Source organism: Megalodesulfovibrio paquesii, from assembly GCF_054653055.1.
Genome location: NZ_BAAIGQ010000004.1, coordinates 476,588 through 495,060 on the forward strand (window position 1 = coordinate 476,588; position 18,473 = coordinate 495,060).

The 18,473-nt window shown below is 62.6% G+C and carries 17 protein-coding genes; 11 read left to right on the forward strand and 6 right to left on the reverse strand.

Annotated elements, in window-relative coordinates; genetic code table 11:
- Window positions 1–6 precede the first annotated feature (6 nt).
- The 9 genes from hmcB (at window position 7) to ACYQ00_RS04840 (ending at window position 8,289) form a co-directional block, all read left to right on the forward strand.
- Entirely contained in the window at window positions 7–1,104 is a 1,098-nt protein-coding gene (hmcB, locus tag ACYQ00_RS04800) for a sulfate respiration complex iron-sulfur protein HmcB (protein ID WP_460031027.1), read from the forward strand.
- 134 nt (window positions 1,105–1,238) lie between these two features.
- Window positions 1,239–2,387 (forward strand): sulfate respiration complex protein HmcC, encoded by a 1,149-nt coding sequence (hmcC, locus tag ACYQ00_RS04805; RefSeq protein WP_460031327.1) that lies wholly within the window; start codon window positions 1,239–1,241, stop codon window positions 2,385–2,387.
- A gap of 12 nt (window positions 2,388–2,399) precedes the next feature.
- Window positions 2,400–2,546: a sulfate respiration complex protein HmcD gene (gene hmcD, locus ACYQ00_RS04810; protein ID WP_460031028.1), complete on the forward strand. Its 147-nt coding sequence runs from the start codon at window positions 2,400–2,402 to the stop codon at window positions 2,544–2,546.
- Between the two features lie 12 nt (window positions 2,547–2,558).
- On the forward strand, window positions 2,559–3,236 hold the full coding sequence (hmcE, locus tag ACYQ00_RS04815) for a sulfate respiration complex protein HmcE (protein ID WP_460031029.1): 678 nt from the start codon (window positions 2,559–2,561) through the stop codon (window positions 3,234–3,236).
- A 27-nt stretch (window positions 3,237–3,263) separates the two neighbouring features.
- Window positions 3,264–4,676, forward strand: coding sequence for a sulfate respiration complex iron-sulfur protein HmcF (gene hmcF, locus ACYQ00_RS04820; RefSeq protein WP_460031030.1), 1,413 nt, complete (start codon window positions 3,264–3,266; stop codon window positions 4,674–4,676).
- 208 nt (window positions 4,677–4,884) lie between these two features.
- On the forward strand, window positions 4,885–5,751 hold the full coding sequence (locus ACYQ00_RS04825) for a universal stress protein (protein ID WP_460031031.1): 867 nt from the start codon (window positions 4,885–4,887) through the stop codon (window positions 5,749–5,751).
- Between the two features lie 568 nt (window positions 5,752–6,319).
- Window positions 6,320–6,829, forward strand: coding sequence for a hypothetical protein (locus tag ACYQ00_RS04830; protein WP_460031032.1), 510 nt, complete (start codon window positions 6,320–6,322; stop codon window positions 6,827–6,829).
- Between the two features lie 29 nt (window positions 6,830–6,858).
- Window positions 6,859–7,128, forward strand: coding sequence for a hypothetical protein (locus ACYQ00_RS04835; RefSeq protein ID WP_460031033.1), 270 nt, complete (start codon window positions 6,859–6,861; stop codon window positions 7,126–7,128).
- Between the two features lie 162 nt (window positions 7,129–7,290).
- On the forward strand, window positions 7,291–8,289 hold the full coding sequence (locus ACYQ00_RS04840; RefSeq protein WP_460031034.1) for a tetratricopeptide repeat protein: 999 nt from the start codon (window positions 7,291–7,293) through the stop codon (window positions 8,287–8,289).
- 75 nt (window positions 8,290–8,364) lie between these two features.
- Here the strand turns inward: ACYQ00_RS04840 and ACYQ00_RS04845 are convergent, their stop codons facing one another.
- Complete coding sequence (locus ACYQ00_RS04845; RefSeq protein WP_460031035.1) at window positions 8,365–9,225, reverse strand: LysR substrate-binding domain-containing protein; 861 nt, start codon at window positions 9,223–9,225, stop codon at window positions 8,365–8,367.
- Between the two features lie 288 nt (window positions 9,226–9,513).
- Here ACYQ00_RS04845 and ACYQ00_RS04850 point away from each other — a divergent pair, with 288 nt between their 5' ends.
- Both ACYQ00_RS04850 and ACYQ00_RS04855 read left to right on the forward strand, forming a co-directional pair.
- Entirely contained in the window at window positions 9,514–10,947 is a 1,434-nt protein-coding gene (locus tag ACYQ00_RS04850) for an aldehyde dehydrogenase family protein (protein ID WP_460031036.1), read from the forward strand.
- Window positions 10,948–11,075: 128 nt separating this feature from the next.
- Complete coding sequence (locus ACYQ00_RS04855; RefSeq protein WP_460031037.1) at window positions 11,076–12,563, forward strand: diguanylate cyclase; 1,488 nt, start codon at window positions 11,076–11,078, stop codon at window positions 12,561–12,563.
- 92 nt (window positions 12,564–12,655) lie between these two features.
- Here ACYQ00_RS04855 and ACYQ00_RS04860 read toward each other — a convergent pair whose 3' ends face one another.
- The 5 genes from ACYQ00_RS04860 to ACYQ00_RS04880 form a co-directional block, all read right to left on the reverse strand.
- Window positions 12,656–13,348: a PqiC family protein gene (locus ACYQ00_RS04860; protein WP_460031038.1), complete on the reverse strand. Its 693-nt coding sequence runs from the start codon at window positions 13,346–13,348 to the stop codon at window positions 12,656–12,658.
- An 11-nt stretch (window positions 13,349–13,359) separates the two neighbouring features.
- Window positions 13,360–14,376, reverse strand: a complete 1,017-nt coding sequence (locus tag ACYQ00_RS04865; RefSeq protein ID WP_460031039.1) for an MlaD family protein — start codon at window positions 14,374–14,376, stop codon at window positions 13,360–13,362.
- On the reverse strand, window positions 14,373–15,212 hold the full coding sequence (locus tag ACYQ00_RS04870; protein WP_460031040.1) for an ABC transporter ATP-binding protein: 840 nt from the start codon (window positions 15,210–15,212) through the stop codon (window positions 14,373–14,375). Before ACYQ00_RS04870 ends, ACYQ00_RS04865 begins: the two co-directional genes overlap by 4 nt.
- Window positions 15,213–15,215: 3 nt before the next feature.
- The gene (locus tag ACYQ00_RS04875) at window positions 15,216–16,409 is read right to left on the reverse strand and encodes an MlaE family ABC transporter permease (RefSeq protein ID WP_460031041.1); all 1,194 of its coding nucleotides are present in this window, start codon (window positions 16,407–16,409) and stop codon (window positions 15,216–15,218) included.
- A 90-nt stretch (window positions 16,410–16,499) separates the two neighbouring features.
- Window positions 16,500–18,428, reverse strand: a complete 1,929-nt coding sequence (locus tag ACYQ00_RS04880) for a hypothetical protein (protein ID WP_460031042.1) — start codon at window positions 18,426–18,428, stop codon at window positions 16,500–16,502.
- Window positions 18,429–18,473 lie beyond the last annotated feature (45 nt).

The window sequence follows — 18,473 nt, forward strand, 5'->3', positions numbered from 1 at the left end:
GAGCTCATGAAACGACGTTCGTTCCTCGGCCTCGTGGGCGCGGCCGGGCTTGGTGCAAGCCTGGCCCCCGCCGCTGCGCAGGCCGCCGGCAATAAGCACTTTACTGGCTACAAGGACAGCTATGGCGTGGTCTTCGACGCCACCCGCTGCATCGGGTGCCGCAAATGCGAAGAGGCCTGCAACAAGGTCAACCACATGCCCGAGCCCGAAAAACCCTTCAACGACCTCACCGTGCTGCAGGACCACCGCCGCACCGACGCCAAAACCTACACGGTGATCAACCAGTACGCCAACCCGGCCGCACCGGAAGGGCTGACCTTCCACAAGTTCCAGTGCAACCACTGCAACGAGCCGGCTTGCGCCTCCAGCTGCTTCGTCAAGGCCTTCACCAAGAACCCCGACGGCTCCGTCACCTACGACGCCAGCCTTTGCGTGGGGTGCCGGTATTGCATGGTCGCCTGCCCCTTCTACGTGCCCACCTACGAGTACGATTCCGCCCTGGTTCCCAAGGTCCAGAAGTGCACCTTCTGCCATCCCCGGCTGCAGCAAGGCCTGCTCCCCGGCTGCGTGGAAGCCTGCCCCAAGGAAGCCATGCTCTTTGGCAAGCGCGAGGAAGTGCTGCGGCTGGCCTGGGAACGCATCCGCAGCAACCCCGGCAAGTACGTGGAACACGTGTACGGCGAGACCGAAATGGGCGGCACGGCCTGGATGGTCATTTCCCCCATTCCCTTCGAGCAGCTCAACCTCAACGAGCACCTGGGCACCACCTCCGCGCCTGAACTGACCTCCGGCGCCCTGGCTGCAGTGCCCATCGTCGTCGGCCTCTGGCCGGTGCTCCTGGGCGGCCTCTACGGCATCAACACCATGCGTGACCGGGCCGTGAAAAAGGAACAGGCCGAGGCAGTGGCCGCGGCCAAACAGGAAACGCAGGACGCCGCCAACGCCAGGCTGCAGGATGAACTGAAGAAGGCCGAAGCCGCCGCGCAGAAGAAAATGGACGCCGAGATCAAGAAAGCCGTGGACGACGCGGTGAAAGCCAAGGTGGCCGAAATGGAAGCCGCCGCGCAGCAACCGTCCGAAGGCGACCAGAAGGAGGGCGACTAATGTCCGACCACAAGCCTGATGTGTCCACCTTTACCGTGGACCCCAAATACCTGACCAAAGACGGCCTCACCGGTCTTGCCAGGGAACTGACCACCAAGGAGAAAATCCTTGAGGCCGCCCGCCAGCATCCGGTCATGGCCACCCTGCTCATCATGGGCGGCCTGGCCACCCTGCTGCGGTTCACCTTCGGCCTGGGCACGGTGACCAACCTGGACGACAACAACCCCTGGGGCATCTGGATCTCCATCGACCTGCTCTGCGGCGTCGCCCTGGCTGCCGGCGGGTTTGTCACCTCCGCGGCCTGCTACGTCTTCGGGTTCAAGAAGTTCCACTCTGCCGTGCGCCCGGCCATCCTGACGGCCTTCATCGGCTACGCCCTGGTGGTCTTTGCCCTGAACTACGACGTCGGCCGGCCCTACCGCCTGCCCTACCCCCTGTTCTGGTCCCAGGGCACCAGCTCCCTGCTGTTCGAAGTGGGTCTGTGCGTGTTCCTGTACCTGACAGTGCTCTTCATCGAATTCTGCCCCGCCGCCCTGGAATGGCTGGGCCTGAAAAAACTGCGCAACACGGTACACAGCCTGACCATCGTGCTGACCATCTTCGGTGTGGTGCTCTCCACCCTGCACCAGAGCTCCCTGGGTGCGCTCTTCCTCATCGCGCCGTCCAAGGTGCATCCGCTGTGGTATTCCACGTACCTGCCGGTGTACTTCTTCATCTCGGCCATCTGCGCGGGCCTGTCCGTGGTCATCTTCGAAGGCATGCTCTCGCACAAGTACATGCACGCCAAGATGGACAAGATCACCCTTGAGGAACACGACGGCGTCATGTTCGGCTTTGCCAAGGCAGCCGCCTTCGTGCTCATGGGCTACTTCTTCATCAAGTGGATCGGCGTGGCTGCGGACAACAACTGGGAATACCTCGGCACCGGCTACGGCGCCTGGTTCCTGGTGGAAGTGGTCGGCTTCGTCTTCCTGCCGGCCATCTGCTACGCCCTCGGCTACCGCGAGCAGAACGCCACCTTCGTCAAGGTGGCGGCCGTGTGGACCATCCTGGGCATCGTGCTCAACCGCCTGAACGTCTCCCAGATCGCCTTCAACTGGCAGCTTCCGGCCGACCAGCGCTACTTCCCGCACTTCTGGGAAATCGTGGTCACTGCCTTCATCCTCGGGCTGCATGTGCTGGTCTTCCGGCTGATCGCCAACCGGATGCCCATCCTCTACACGCACCCCGACTACGACGAACACGAAGAAGCGGCCGAGCCTGCCCACGGCGGCGGCCATTAAAGGGGAATTATCATGGAATCCAGTACGTTCCATACCCTGCACGACTTCATCGTGCACAGCAAGGGCAACGTCTACATCCTCATGGGCGTGATCGCCATCGGCGCGCTCATCTTCTGGCGCTTCCTGACTGCACGTGAGAAGCCCATCCGTAAATACTAAGGAGCCGCTGCCATGTATGATTTTCTCACCGGCCCCATGCTGTACCTGACCCTGGCCATCTTCATCGGCGGCTGCATCTGGCGTGTGGTGTGGTACATCCGCGGCCTGGATCAGAAGCTCGATCGCGTGGCTTACAAGGCGCACCTGGAGCATGGCCTCAAGCATGCCGCCCGGTCGATCATCGCCTTTCTGATCCCCTTTGGCGCGCACACCTGGCGCGCCAAGCCGGCCATGACCATTGCCACCTTCTTCTTCCATTTTGCCATTGTGGGCATTCCCCTGTTTGCTCCGGCACACGTGACGCTCATGGACCAGTGGCTGTGGATCAGCCCCCTGGCCCTGCCGCAGAGCGTGGTGGACTTCCTGATCTTCATGTTCTTCATCTCCGCCGGATTCCTGATCCTGCGGCGCATCGCCCTCCCCGAAGTGCGCATCCTGACCAACTGGCAGGACGTGATGGTGCTGGCCATCACCATCGCGCCTTTCATCACCGGCGTGCTTGCCAGCACCCATACCGGTGACTACCAGTTCTGGTTGAATGCTCACATCTTCTGCGGCGAAGTCATGCTCATTGCCATCCCGTTCACCAAGCTCTCGCATTTCGTGCTGTTCTTCATGTCCCGCGGTCAGCTGGGCATGGACTTCGGCATCAAGCGCGGCGGTTTGAAGGGCACAAAATTCGCCTGGTAAGCTCGAACTTCGAGGAGGAATCGCAACATGCCTCAAGGAACGTTGTGTCGGGCCTTGCCGGTGCAGAACGAAGAGGAGCTCAAAGAGCTCCTCGCCGACACCGGCGGCAAAAAATACTATGCTGAAATGCAGGAACTGGACGTGGATGCCGACAAACTGGCCGCCACGCTCCAGAAAACCCTCAAATCCCGCCTGCGCACCTGGCTGAACATCTGCGCCAAGTGTGGCATGTGCGCGGAAAGCTGCTTTCTGTATCGCATTCATAACCGCGATCCCAAGCAGGTCCCCGCATACAAGATCCAGTCCACCCTGGGCGAAATCGTGCGCCGCAATGGCAAGGTGGACAACAAGTTCATGCAGCACTGCATGTACACCGCCTGGGCCAAGTGCACCTGCTGCAACCGCTGCGGCACCTACTGCCCCCATGGCATCGACATGGGCGTCATGTTCAGCTACCTGCGCGGCCTGCTCTTCTCCCAGGGCTTTGTGCCGTGGGAACTGAAGATCGGCTCCGGCATGCACCGCGTCTATCGCGCCCAGATGAACGTCACCGAGGAAGACTGGGTCGAAACCTGCGAGTGGATGGCCGAGGAACAGCAGGAAGAGTACCCGCTCATCGAAATCCCGGTGGACAAAGAGGGTGCGGACATCATGTACACCTGCAACGCCCGCGAGCCCAAGCACTACCCGGAAGACATTGCCGAAATGGCCATCCTCTTCCACATCGCCGGCGAGGACTGGACCGTGCCCTCCAAGGGCTGGGAGCAGACCTCCCTCTCCATGTTCGCCGGGGACTGGGAAGCCTGCACCATGCAGGTCAAGGAAGTCTACGACGCCATGGAACGGCTCAAGCCCAAGCGCATGGTCGGCACCGAATGCGGCCACGCCCACCGCGCCACGGTCATCGAAGGCCCCTACTGGGCCGGTCGTGAAGACGGCCTGCCGCCCGTGCCCTGCCAGCATTACGTGGAATGGCTGGCCGAGGCCCTGCGGCTGGGCAAGATCAAAATCGACCCCGCCAAGCGTATCAAGGAGCCCTTCACCATTCAGGACTCCTGCAACTACGTGCGCAACCACGGCATCAAGAAGGCCGTGCGCGAGGTCATGAGCTACCTGGCCGAGCCGGGCTACTACCGGCCCATGGAGCCCGAGCTGGAGCACAACTACTGCTGCGGCGGTGGCGGCGGCTTCAACGGCATCGGCCTGTACCGCAACGAGCGCAACTACGCCCTGCAGACCAAGCGGGATCAGATCCTGGCCACGGGCGCCAAGCTGGTCATCGCCCCCTGCCACAACTGCTGGGACGCCATCCGCGACCTGGAAGAACACTACCAGATCGGCATCCGCTGGTCCTTCCTCAAGCCCCTTGTGGTGCACTCGGCCATCATCCCCGAGCACCTCAAGCCACAAGAGGAAGAGGAGATGGAAGAAGAAGCATAGGCCCCGCCATGCTTCCCTGAACCGATGCAACGGGACGCCAGGCTATGCCGGCGTCCCGTTTTCATTGTGCAAGGCTCGAACATCAAATCGCATTTTTCACTGGCCCAAAATTCATACCTATTGTATTCTGATTGTATGAAAAAGTCCGCATCGGGGCAACCCGCGCCGCCCTGATCCCGTCGTTCCATTCTTTCCCAAGGAGCCCCCCATGACCAGCCTGTTCAAGAAGATTCTATTCGCCACCTCGGCTTCGCCCGCCTGCGACGATGCGGCCCGCGTGGCCTTTACCCTGGCCAAACGCACCCAGGCCGACCTGCTCATCTTCAACGACTTCGCTACCCCCACCAGGGCCTACAGCCAGTACTTCGCCGACTTGAAAACCGGCGAGGACGTGACGCTGACCGACGAATACAAGCGTAAGGTCGATACCGCCGTTCGCGAATACTATGCCAGCGACCTCGAAGGCTGCGCCACCTGCCGCATCGAGACCACCGTGGGGTACCCGCACCGCGAAATCCTGCGTATCGCCCGCGACGAGCAGGTGGACCTGATCGTCATGGGCGGCTCCACCCACGACGAGCTGGAAGCCGCCAAGGTCAAAAAGGACTTCCCCGGCTCCACGGTGTTGCGGGTGGCCAAGGCCGCCAAGCCTCCGGTGCTGATCGTCAACGCGCCCATTCCAGGGGCGTTGGCCGATGTGAAGACCATCCTTTTCGCCACGGATCTCTCGTCCTACAGCGACCGCGCCTTCGCCTTTGCCAAGGCCTTTGCCAAGACTTGCGGGGCGGCCATCCACATCCTGCATGTCGGCCTGGACGATGCCGAAGTGGACGAGGCCCTTCGCAAAAAATATCTTGATAAGGCCGACGGTGTACCCTGCAGCACCTCCATCGTCGAAGGCGAGGCGGCCAGGGCCATCCTGGCCAAGGCCACCCGCCTGGAGGCCGGTCTGATCGTCATGGCCCATCACGGCAGCCGGTTCGACACGGAAGAGGACTGGCACGACGCCGTGCTCCATCAGGTCATGGTGGAGGCAGCCTGCCCGGTGGTCAGCGCGAGCAAGTACGGGAGCTGAACCAGCCAGACGAGATGCCGCAACAAGGCGGGGCAGGGCCCCGCCTTGTTTTATGGCCACAGTGTGACACAGCCAGGCTGCCCTCATATCCTCCATTACAGCTGCCGGGACAGATGCGGCATGTCCCCAAACACCCCCGCCTGACTTTACTCGCGTGTACCGGCAGTCTCCGGATCACTACAAATGCAATGCAGAATGGTTTTCTAGAGTTTTTTTAGACTGCAAGCTGCACTATTTTGATACAATTTTGCTGCAAAAGTACGCGCTCTCACCGCACAGGATATTCGTGCAAATCAGACTTGGAAAACACTACGGCGCTCCTCCTGGATATATTTCTGATGATTCTTTACACAAGAGACAAAATAAAGTGCAGATGCAGTTGACAACAGTCATCGCACCAGATAAAGTGAGCCCAGGATAAGAAAGAGGCGTGCGCTGTCGCATGCTTCAGGGCTGGATAGCGGCGTTGCCAATGGCAGCGCCTGTCTGGCGAATACGGTTCGCCGCGGCCGCCATTGGCCGAGAACACGCGCCGCCCCGCGGGGCGCGCATTGCAGGAGGAAGGAGCATGGCCGGCAATGTGAAGCGACTTTTGGCCTTGTTAGGGCTCGGCTGTCTTTATGTATTGAGCATTGACGCGTGGACCGCCACCGCCCAGCAGCTTGACTTTGGGCGTCAGGCCCGCCGCGAGGCCATCCAGGAAGCACAGCGCGCCAATCTGCAAACGCTCCTGGATACCATGGGCGATGTCATGTTCGAGGAACAGCAGGCGCAGGCTGATCGCGAAAAGGAATGGGCGGACAACCATTACGTGTCACCCTCAGGGCTGAGCGTTGAAGAAGAGGCCGCCCGCAACAAAGCGGCTCGAGACACTATTTCTTCTTTGATAGCATCTTATTGCGCCGCATACTCCGGCAACAGTACTGAAACCCTGAATGCTTGCGCTGGGGGGACCGTAGATTTTTACGATTTGCCCACCAACTACCAGGCCACGTTCTACTCACTGTTCCCCGAGTATGACCCATCAAACAGTGCCTACAATCGTGACGTCGCTACGCTGCTTGGTACGGATAGCTAGCCAGAACGGATCACTCCAGGAGTAATAACATGGCTTCTAAATGGCATGCCCTTTTGAGCGCTGTGATCTTGTCCCTAGGGATAGTGTTCTTTGCCCAGTCTTCCGTGTTGGCCGCTGATACGGCGCAATCCCAGAAGGAAAAGTGGAACGAGTGGATTGCCGGGAGAATCAAACAATCGTGGATTGAAATGTACGCGGCGGAAAAAAATGTTGATCCTGCTTCGGTCAAATGGGAGGACCTCCCGGCCGACCTGCGGGCCCGGTTCGCCCAGGCCTTTGAAAACGCCGCCTCCAAATAATTCCGCCCGGCTTCGGATATTGCTCGCGCACGATGCGCCCCGGCCTCAAACCGGGGCGCATCGTGCGCGTTTCGTTTGGCGCCCCGCCTCTTTCCATCCGCATCGTCTCGGTGTACAAGAGAAGGCATCATTTTTGCCCACTTGCAATCAAGGCGCGCGACCATGCCCTTTTTCCGTTGTCTGGCGCTGATCCTGTTCGGGTGCTGGCTTTGCCCCTGCCCTGCCCTGGCCGGCCCCACCCAGGATGCCGCCGCAGGGTACAAGGCCCTGGAGCAAGGCGAATACGACAAGGGCATTGAATTGCTGACCAAGGCCCTGGACTCCGGCAAGCTCAGCGCCTCCTATCAGCCCATTGCCTATTACAATCGCGGCAATGCCTGGTATCATAAAAAGGAATTTGCCAAGGCCCTTGCTGACTTGGACGAAGCGCTGGCCAAAAACCCTTCCTTTGCCGAAGCCATGGTCAAGCGAGGGCAGGTCAAAAAGGACAAGGGCGACCTGGCCGGCGCCATGGATGACCTGCACAAGGCGGTGGCCCTTTCTCCTGAAAATCCCAAGGCCTATTTCGTCCGCGGATTGCTGTATGCCCTGGACGGCGACGCCACCAAGGCCATGGAGGACTTTGCCGACGCCAGCCGGCTGGACCCGCGTTTTGTCGTCACGCCGTTGCTGGAAGCCGTGCTCGCCGTGGGCAATGAGATCGGCATCAAATTCATGACCAAGGCCATCGAATCCGACAAGCTGGGTCCCACCAATCTGGCGCTGACCTACTACTTCCGCGGTCGGGCCTGGTACGCGTTGGGCGGCTATGAACAGGCCGTCAACGACTTTACCAACGCCATCGTCCAAAACCCCTCGCTGTTCCCGGCCTACGCCGCCCGTGGGGACATCTGGAAGGAACGCGAACAATACCTGCTGGCTGCCGCGGATTACAGCCATGCCCTCTCCCTGCACCCATATAATGCCACCTTGCATTACAACCGGGGATTCGCGCTGTCTCTGGTCGGCAACAACACTCAGGCGGCCCAGGATTTCCATCTGGCGCACGAACTGGATCCATCCCTGGAAATCCCGGACATCGAAACCCTGCTCCAGCATCAGACCATGCGGCAGGGAATGGGCCCGACGGCGGGTAACGGCACTGAGCTTCCCAACGACTGATCCCCTTCCGCCGCGTCCTGCCCCTGCATGCGCAGCGCGGAACACTCGCCAGGCAGACGCCGTGCAGTGTGCGCCTTAGCCAGGACCGCAGCTCCCTGCGTTGAGTTCTTCCAGCAGAAAGGCCACCAATGGCGCCGCGGCAGGTACCCTGGCGCCCTCTTCTCCAAATATGGCGAATTCAGTTTGCGGCAATTCCGGCAACAGGCCGGGCGGCAATTCCCGCAGCCCCTCCTGCACAAAGGAGCGGCCGAGAATAGACACGCCCAGGCCTCCGGCCACAGCCGCCTGCAACCCCATGAGGCTATGGCAGGTGCAGGCAATGCGGCTGGCCCGTCCGGCTTGCTGCAAGGCTTCCAGGGCCATGGCTCGATACGAGCATGGCGGTGGCAGCAACACCAGCGGCAATTCGGCGTCCGGCGTCAGCTGAAACTGCGCGGCCGCGAACCAGACCATGGGTTCCCGCCAGATGACCCGGCCGCCCTGGACGTTGTCGCCATCGCGCTTGGCAATGGCCAGATCCAACCCGCCGGCGGCCAGCCGGGCCTTGAGCCCGGTACTCAGATCGGTAAACAGCTGCAGGGAAACGCCGGGATGATGCGCCCCAAAGCGCGCCAGCAAGCGCGGCAACTGGCGAGGGATGATGTCTTCGCATACCCCCAGCCGGAGCACGCCCTGCAGCTCCGTCGCGGTTATCCGGCACACGGCTTCGTCGCTGAGGGCAATGAGCCGGCGGGCATAGCCCAGCAGCACCTCCCCTTCCGGGGTCAGAGACATGGTCCGGCTGGTCCGCTCGAACACCCGTCGCGCCAACGCGCTTTCCAGCCGGGCCACCTGTTGGCTTACGGCAGACTGGGTGCGGGCAAGCACCTCCGCCGCGGCCGTGAAGCTGCCCGCTTCGGCCACCGCCACAAAAGCCCGCAACAAATCCAACTCCAAGGGTGGATGCTTCATCCGGAATACATAACGATAATTGATGAAAATATCAAGAAGCATTCCAAAACGTACTTGGTTTCCACCCCGGTCGGCATTGCCTTCAGCCATCCCCAAGGCGCGGTCGCCTTGCGGCCATGTGCGCCATGCGACGGATTCGAGCCATCATCTCCGGAAACGCCCGGTGCGGCGCCGGCTCTTGCTCCTTACTGGGCAATGGACTAAGGAAAAGACCTCATCCGGTTGCGGGCGCACTCCAAATGGTTGCGCCCGCATTCGGTTCAGGAGGTCGCAATGACACGCATTGAGCGCATTTACATCAACGGCGACTTTGTCACCCCGCACGGGGACGCCGAACATGTTCAGATAAATCCCGCCACCAAGGCCCCCATCGCCCGCATCCGCCTGGGCGACGCCGAAGACGTGCACCGCGCCGTGGCTGCGGCCAAGGCGGCGTTTCCTGACTTTTCCCGCTCCAGCGTGGCCGAGCGTCAGGCCCTGCTGCAGCGGTTGCATGCAGCCGTGCAGGCCCGTGAGCACCACCTGATCCAGGCCGCCATGGTCGAATACGGCGCACCCATCAAAGACACCACGGCCCGGGCCAGATCTGCCGCCAACAACTTCCTGCTGGCCGCCGAAACCCTGGACTCGTTTGCCTTTGAACGCCGCCTCGGCAAGGCCACGGTGCTCATGGAGCCCCTGGGCGTGGCCGGCATCATCACCCCCTGGAACGCCAACTACACCCTGCTTTGCAGCAAACTCGCCACGGCCATTGCCGCAGGCTGCACCGTGGTCATCAAGCCCAGTGAACTCAGCGCCCTGCAAACAGATGTGCTGCTGGATTGCTTCCATGCCGCAGGGCTGCCGCCCGGGGTGGTCAATGTGATTCATGGCACGGGCGAGGTGGTGGGCGAAGCCATTACCGGCCATCCTGACATCGCCTTCATTTCCTTTACCGGGTCCACCCGCGTGGGCAGGCTGATTCACGCGCGCGCTGCCGCCACACTCAAGCGGTTGACCCTGGAGCTGGGCGGCAAGTCGGCCAATGTGCTGCTGGACGACGCCAATCTGGACAAAGCCATTCCGCTGGCCGTGCGGATTGCCTTTGCCAACAGTGGCCAGGCCTGCGTGGCGGGCTCCCGGCTGCTGGTGCCCCGGTTCCGGCTGGAGGAGATCAGAACCCGCCTGGCCGCCGAAGTCGCGGCCGTGGTGGTGGGTGATCCCTGGGAGCCAGCCACCACCATTGGGCCTCTCGTGAATCAGGCCCAGTACGACCGCGTCCAGGGCTACATCCATCTGGGCATTGATGAAGGCGCCAAGCTGCTTATCGGCGGTCCGGGGCATCCGGAGGGTCTGGAGCACGGGCACTTTGTCAAACCCACGGTTTTTGAGCAGGTCACACCGAAGATGACCATTGCTCAGGAGGAGATCTTCGGGCCGGTTCTCTGTCTTATGGCCTATGATTCCGAGGAGGAGGCCATCGAAATTGCCAATGGCACCATGTACGGCCTGGCGGCCTATATCAGCAGCACCAACCTCCCCCGGGCGCGGCAGCTGGCCCTGCGCCTGAAGGCCGGCCGGGTGCTCATCAACCGGGCAGAAAGCAACGAGCCCAGGGCGCCTTTTGGCGGCTTCAAACAATCAGGCATTGGCCGGGAGTACGGCCCCTTTGGCCTGGAAGCCCTGCTGGAGCCCAAGGCGGTGATGGACAACTCCGGCGAGCTGTAAGGCAGGCACAAGTGGGGTGACTGGTTGTCAAAACATATTGATCCGGATATGTTTTTGATGGGAGAAGAATATTCTTCCCAAAATGTTCCACCCCCCCAGGCGGCCTTTCAACCGGCACCCACACGAGCATGCCCTATCGATTGCAGGTGCGTTTCGCCCTTCTCCATGCCACTGGGCATCCTTTCAGGCGCTTCTGCCTGGCCTGGTTCGTGGTGGTGTGGTTTTGGCCGATGCTGGCCGGCACCGCCACCCTGCATGCGCAATCTGCTCCTTCGGCTCCGGCGCAGCCTGCGGCCCTGACCCTCAGCCAGGAGGAGCGGCGCTATCTGGACCAGCTGGGGCCCGTCACCTTGTGCGTGGACCCGGACTGGGCGCCTTTTGAACGCATCGACGAACAAGGGCACCATGCCGGCATTGCCGCAGATTTGTTGTTGCTTGTCTCCCGCCGGCTCGGCTTGCCCCTGCAGCTGGTGCCCACCCCGGACTGGGAAGCCTCCCTGGAGGCCTCCAGGCAGGGCCAATGCACCCTCCTGAGTTTTCTCAACAAAACAGCCTCGCGTGATCGCTGGCTTCTCTTTACCGAGCCCCTCTTCACGGACTCCAATGTCTTCATCACCCGGGAGGAGCACGAATTCATCGCCGACCCGGCCAGCCTGTCCAATGAAACCATTGTGCTGCCAGAGGGCACTTCCATTGAGGAGCGTATCCGGGAAGAGTACCCCAACCTGCGCGTGGTGCTGGTGGAGAGCGAAGACAAGGCCTTGGCCATGGTTTCCGAGCGCAAGGCAGACCTGACCATGCGGTCCCTCATCGTTGCAGCGTACACCATCAAGAAGGATGGCTGGTTCAACCTGAAAATCTCCGGCCAGCTGCCACGGTATTCCAATGCCCTGCGCATTGGCGTGCTCCGCAGCGAACCCATGCTGCGGGACATCCTGAACAAGGCCGTGCAGACCATCACCCCGCAGGAACGGGGGCAAATCGTCAACAGGCACGTGTCCATCAACGTGCAGACCGCCGTGGACAAGAGTCTGGTGGTCAAGGTGGTTCTGGCCGCCATGGCCTTGCTGGGGGTGGTGGTCTACTGGAACCGCCGGCTCAGACGGCTCAATGCCCAGCTGGAACGGCTCTCCCAGACGGACATGCTCACCGGCCTGGCCAACCGCATGCGCATTGATGAGCTCTTTTTAAAGGAATACCAGCGGGCTGCCCGCTATGAGCGGCCGCTGTCCATCATCCTGCTGGATATCGACCATTTCAAGCAGGTGAATGACGACCTCGGCCACCAGACCGGGGACAAGGTCCTGGTGGCCATGGCCCATGCAGCGCAGGACGCCGTGCGCGCCTCGGATGCCGTGGGTCGCTGGGGTGGCGAGGAATTTCTGGTGGTGTGCCCGGAAACCGCGCAAGACATGGCCCTGCAGCTGGCCGAGCGCCTGCGCGCCACCCTCAAGGCCCTGCCCCATGCGTCCGGCAGGGAACAGACCATCAGCGCCGGCGTGGCCACCCTGTGCCCGCAGGACACACCGGACAGCCTGCTCCAGCGCGCCGACGCGGCCCTGTATGAAGCCAAACACCGCGGGCGGGATCGGGTCTACGCAGACTCCTGCCCGTGACGGGCTGCCGGCAGGCGAAGCACTCACCGAAAGAAGAGATGCCCGAGACAACTGCAGCCGCAATTGCCGGCACAGTGCAGAAGGGCAACGAGCTACCTGTCAGGCAATGCGGCCTGACGCACCGCGGCAGCCACCTCGTCCGCGCACAGGGTGTTCAGCCGGCTCAGGGCCGAGGCCATGGCGGCATAGGACGTTTCGGGCAGAGGCTGCACGTACCGCCCGGCACCCGAAGCCTGCACCACGCCCCGCGCATCCAGCACCACCCAGGCCGCGTCCAGCACGCAATCCTTGCCTGGCTGGCAATCATGGCGGAACAGCTGCATGGTCACCTGCAAATCCGGCAACGCGCCCTGGGGGAACGGGTAGGACACCACCGGGCGGACACAACGCCGGGCTGATGATGCCTGGCCCAGCCGGGCCGCGAGGTTGGCGGCCAGGGTTCTGGCAAAGGCCCGGTCCAGGGGTTCAGCCCAGCGATCGAACTCGGCCACGTCCACACTGTGGTCATCCTCGCGGGTCACCATCTGTTCGCGATCCAGATACCCCGGCAGGGTCACCGGGCCCACGCCCAGGGTCAGACAGCCGGGGCTGGCCGCCGCATCGGCCAGCCCCCCCGTGATGGCGGCAGCCGCCGTGTCGGGCGTGACGGCAGGCGCGGCCTCGGGTTCCAGAATATAAAAGCGCGATGGCTCGCTTTTGCCCAGGCCACAGCCGGCAACCACCACCAGTGCCGCCAGGCAGCCGCACCAGCGCACCGCGCGCCCGAGGTGTTGGCGCAAGCTCAAACGTGTTTTCATCATTTGCCTCGCAGCAGCGCTTCGGGGTGACGTTCCAGATAATCCGCCAGCTGCTTGATGGATTTGGCCATGCCCGAGATTTCCTGCAGGGTGCGCCGCAACTCGTCCATGGTCGGGGAGCGCGGGTCCACCACCTGCTCCATCTTGGCCAGGGAATCGTGGGCCTGGGTAAGCGCACCTTCCAGCGGCCGCAACCCCTTGCCGGCCTCTGCAGCCAGCTGGCGATAGGCATCCAGGGTCTTGGCCATGTTGCCGGCCAGGGGATCCACCTGATCGTCCACCCGTTTGGCCAGCTCGCCATAGCTCACGAGCGTGGCGTTCATCTGGCTGGTGATGGGATCCACCTTGGCCCGCACATCCTGCATCAAGGCCTTGGCCTCGGCCAGCATGTCTGCGGCATGCTCGGGCAGTTCCTTCATGCGCGGGGACTGGAAGAACTCCTGAATGCCCTTCACCGCGCCGGTGATGGAGCTGACCAGTTCATTCAAGGGTAGCTTTTCCAGGGTATTGGCAATTTCCTCAATGGTCGAGGGCACCGTGGGAATTTCGGCCACATTGCCATCCCCGCGGAACACGGCCGGCTTTTCCGGATGATAGTCCAGGGTGATGGTCAACTGCCCGGTGACGAAACTCTGCTGCTGCAGCACGGCGCGAAGGCCTTTCTCAATGAGTCGGGCAAGGGCTTCATCATATTTCAGATCCGGCAGGTCGTCGTCGGCCAGCTGCTTGATGCCAATCTGCTCGGGCATGATTTCCACCAGCACCGGGATGCTGAAATCCAGGGTCTGGGGATCGATTTCCAGGCGGATGTCCTTGACGCTGCCGATTTTGACACCGCGGAAGGTAACCGCCGAGCCCACGGACAAGCCGGCGACAGAACGATCGAAATACAAGATATAGGTTCGCGTGGTGGAGAACAGCTTGCCCGAGCCGAACAGGAGCACCGCTGCCACCAGCAGGGCCACTGCGCCCAGCACGAACACGCCGATGAGCGTCTTGCTCGCTTTGCCGCTCATGCTGCCGCCTCCCGGGGGGTGCCACCTTCCTGGCCGCGGGTCAGGAACTGCCGCAGCCGGGGATCGGTGGTCGTGCGCAACAGCTCGTTGGGGTCGCCGTGTGCGGTCATGGTTCTCGTCTCCGCATCCAGAAATACTGAATTTGTGCCAATGGCAAAGATACTGGCCAGCTCGTGGGTGACGATGACAATGGTGCTGCCGAGGGTTTCCCGCAGTTCCAGGATCAGTTCATCCAGCAAATGGGCGCTCACCGGGTCCAGCCCTGCCGACGGCTCATCAAAGTACAGAATTTCCGGATCAAGCGCCATGGCCCGGGCCAGACCGGCCCGTTTGCGCATGCCGCCGCTGATTTCAGAGGGATAAAAATCGCCAAACCCGGCCAGCCCCACCAGGGAGAGCTTGAATTCCGCCAGCTCGCGAATTTCCGCGGCCGAAAGTGGCGTGTACTGCTCCAGCGGCAAGGCCACATTCTGGGCCAGGGTCATGGAACTCCAGAGCGCGCCGCTCTGATAGAGCACCCCGGTTCGCCGCAAAAGCGCCTCCCGCCGCGGCTCCGGAGCCTCCCACAGGCTTTCGCCATGGTAGAGGACTGTTCCGGTGGCAGGCGACTTGAGCCCCACCAGCACCTTGAGCAGCGTGCTCTTGCCGCAGCCGCTGCCGCCCATGATGATGAAGATATCACCCCGGCGGATGTCAAAAGTCAGCCCCCGCATGAGCACGAAGGACCCGTAGGCCAGGGTCAGGTCGCGCACGGCAATGGCCGGCGCAACCTCTTCGGAACTCCCGGAAGAGGGGGCCGCAGGCGCGGTGAGGGTGGGCACAACCGGAACAGGCATGGATCAGATTCCCAAAATATCGCAGGACACAGTGATGATGGCTGTGGCCACCACAATGGCCACAATGCTGGTGACCACCGCGGAAGTGGTCGCCTTGCCCACGGCCGAGGCGCTGCGGCCGCATCGCATGCCCTGAAAACAGCCGGCCATGGACACCAGGACACCAAAAACCACACTGTGGAACACGCCAATCCAGATGGTCGGCAAATCCACGGCGCTGCGGGTGAAGGTGATGTATTCCCCCGGGGCGATGTTCAACATGAACACCCCCACGATGAACCCGCCGAGCATGCCCATGAAATCGGCATACAGACACAACAGGGGCATCATCACCGTGAGGGCCACCAGCCGGGGCAGCACCAGAAACTCCATGGGCGAGACCCCCAGCGTGGTCAGGGCGTCGATCTCCTCGTTCACCTGCATGGAGCCCAGCTCTGCGGCAAAACTGGCGCCGGTGCGGCCGGCCATGATCACGCCGGTCATCACCGCGCCCATGACCCGTGCCATGGCAATGCCCACCAGGCTGGCCACATACACCTGCGCCCCAAACATGCGCAGCTGCACCGCGCCCACATAAGCCAGAATAAGTCCCACGAGCACGCTGATGAGGGACACGATGGGCAGGGCTTCAGCCCCACTCATGCGGATCTGCTCCCAGACATCCACACGCCGCAACACGGCCCGGCCGGTCACAAGCCGCCAGACAGCCACGGCGGTTTCACCAACAAAATTCAAATAATCCAGAAATGTGTCCCACAAGGCCAGGGCCACGCCGCCCAGTTGGGCCAATGGACCTTCCGAGACCTTTCCCCGCGCAGATCCTTCCCGTACCGGGACCGAGGCCGCCAGTTCCAGCAGCCGGATCACCCCTGCCGGCAGGCCGGCGGTATCCACCTGCAGGCGCTGCCGTGCCGCGGCGTCCATGATGTTCCGGCAGAGCACCAGAAACCGGCTGTCCCACGCAGTCAGCGCCGCGGTATCGAACGTCACTCCCGCGGACACTCCCTGCAGCGTCCTGTCCCAATGAATGCCCGAAACTTCCTTGGGAAGCCGGCTGGTTACCAGCCAGGCGCCAGCAAACACCAGACGCACCCCGCCACCCTCCCGGCGGATCTCCACAGACGGCGCGCGCGGTCCATCCTCTGACGATGACGGCAGCATGGAGGCGCTGGAGGGAGGAGGCGTACGCACGGACATGGGCTGTCTTTATCGGCAGACAGCAGCCTCTGTCCATGCATTCCTTGCGCCGTCAGGCTTAAGAAATATGCAGCCGTCCGCCCTGACCGGCTATTGCCCGTGCCGGACCCGCTGCCGCACGGCCTGCACATCCGGCAGCGCGGCAATGCGGGCGGTCACATCCGGCCGCTCTACCCAGCGCACCCCGCCCGTGGCAAGGGGCACGCTCCAATAGACCGTATTGGCCCGGCGCCAGCCGCCAGTGCTGGAGATATTGTCCATGATGGCTATGATTTCCGGATAATTATCACCATTCAAATCCTCAAAGGCCAGGGCCCGCGCCACGGGGGTTCCCGGACCAGGCTGCAGCCGGGCCAGGGTTTGGCCATTGTACAGCATGGCAAAGAGGTGTGGCCCCGAGGCCACGGCAGCGGGGTCTGCCAGGGTGATGAAACAGACCGGACCGTACCAGGGCAGTTCCAGGCTGAAGGTCTGTTCCGGCACCATGATCTTGCCCATGAAGCCTCGGGCCAGAGGCTCTGGAGGAATCATCCGGCACCGGTTTTGATCCCGGCTCAGGAACACGCCCGGCGGCAGTGGCGTCGTTGGCGGGCCGCCCGGCTGTTGGCCAAGCGGCTGCCCGGGCGGACGGCCCATTCCGGAGCCTGGCCCTTGCGGCAGGGACGGCTGGGACTGCGGCAGGGGCACTGCTTGCGGCAGGGTCATCGGAGCTTGCGATTGTGATTGCGGTTGCCCTGGCGAAAATGGCGGCTGCTGTGCTTGCGGCTGGGGCTGATATTGCGATTGTGGCTGTGGAGAAGGTTGCGATTGCGGAGATGGGGCGGGCTGGGCGGGCGCACCCGTGCCTGTGGAGGCTGCGGAAGCTCCGGTACCCACGGCAATGGAGGGCAGCATGGCCTCAAAGGCATCCACCCAGCGTTTGGCCAGCCCGGGGATGGCGCCGTTGCGGGCCTGGGTGAAAAACTCCCGCCAGCCCTGCTGGTCATTGGGCCGCATCCAGGTCAGGCCCTGGCCGCATTGCGGGCGGACCGCAAAGTACTGCGGTGCTGCGGCAGTCATCTCCTGGGCATTGGCGGCCATGACCATGGTGACCTGCCGGTCCTGCACATAAAAGCGCACCACCCGCTCAAAGCGCACATCGCAATCATTGGCGCGGGAAAGCACGGCATAGGCCTTGGCATACCGCCCGTCCTGGAGGATGAGCAGTTCTTCGGAACCAGGGACAGCATCCTGCGGCTGCGCGCCAAACTCCTTGCGCTCCAGCGCCTGCATCTCCGCCCGGGCCTGGGCGGCCGGCAGGCCGCTCCAACTCTGCGTGGCAGCGTCCACGGGCAGGATTTCCACGCCCAGACTCACGCCCGGGAGCGACCCCAGCTGTGCCATGGGGACCAGGGCAACCTCCTGGGGCACGGTCACCTGCAGCCCGGTGGCCGGGTCTGAAAACACCCCGCCCTGCGCGCCGCCGGGGTGTGCAGGCTGCGATATGGGGTGCGATGCCGATTGCGATATTGGTTGCGATCCTTGTTGCGATGCTCCTTGAATCGGAACCTGCGGCGTGGTCATGGACTGCAGCGCCAGGGGCGCCGCCAACGAGGATCTGGAGCCCAGCAACTGCAGGCTGATGGCATCCAGCCCTGCCCGGCCGTCCAGGCCGCCTTCGGTGCATTGGCCGGTCCACTGTTCGCCGGTACTGTCATCCACCAGCGTCAGCTGTTCACCCTGGAGCTGGCCCCGCATGGAGCCCGGCACGCTGCCGCCTTCGGTGACGCGCTGCACAATCACCATCCCGTCGGCACGCTGTTCGGTGACCGTCAAACCACCACGGGTCACCTGACCGGATTCCGAAGTCCGAATCCAGCGCAATGTGGCCCCCTGGGGAAACAACTCTGCGCAAGAGGCTGCAAACGACGTCCCGGCAATGCCACACAGCCCCCCGACCGCCGCCACGGCCCCGGCAAGCGCCCAGGCCAAACGTCTGGCAATGATTCGCCGACTCATGCTCATTACGGAACCCGACATGCGCCCTTCCTTGCAATCAAGGCTGATTTTGGTACAGGAGCCCTG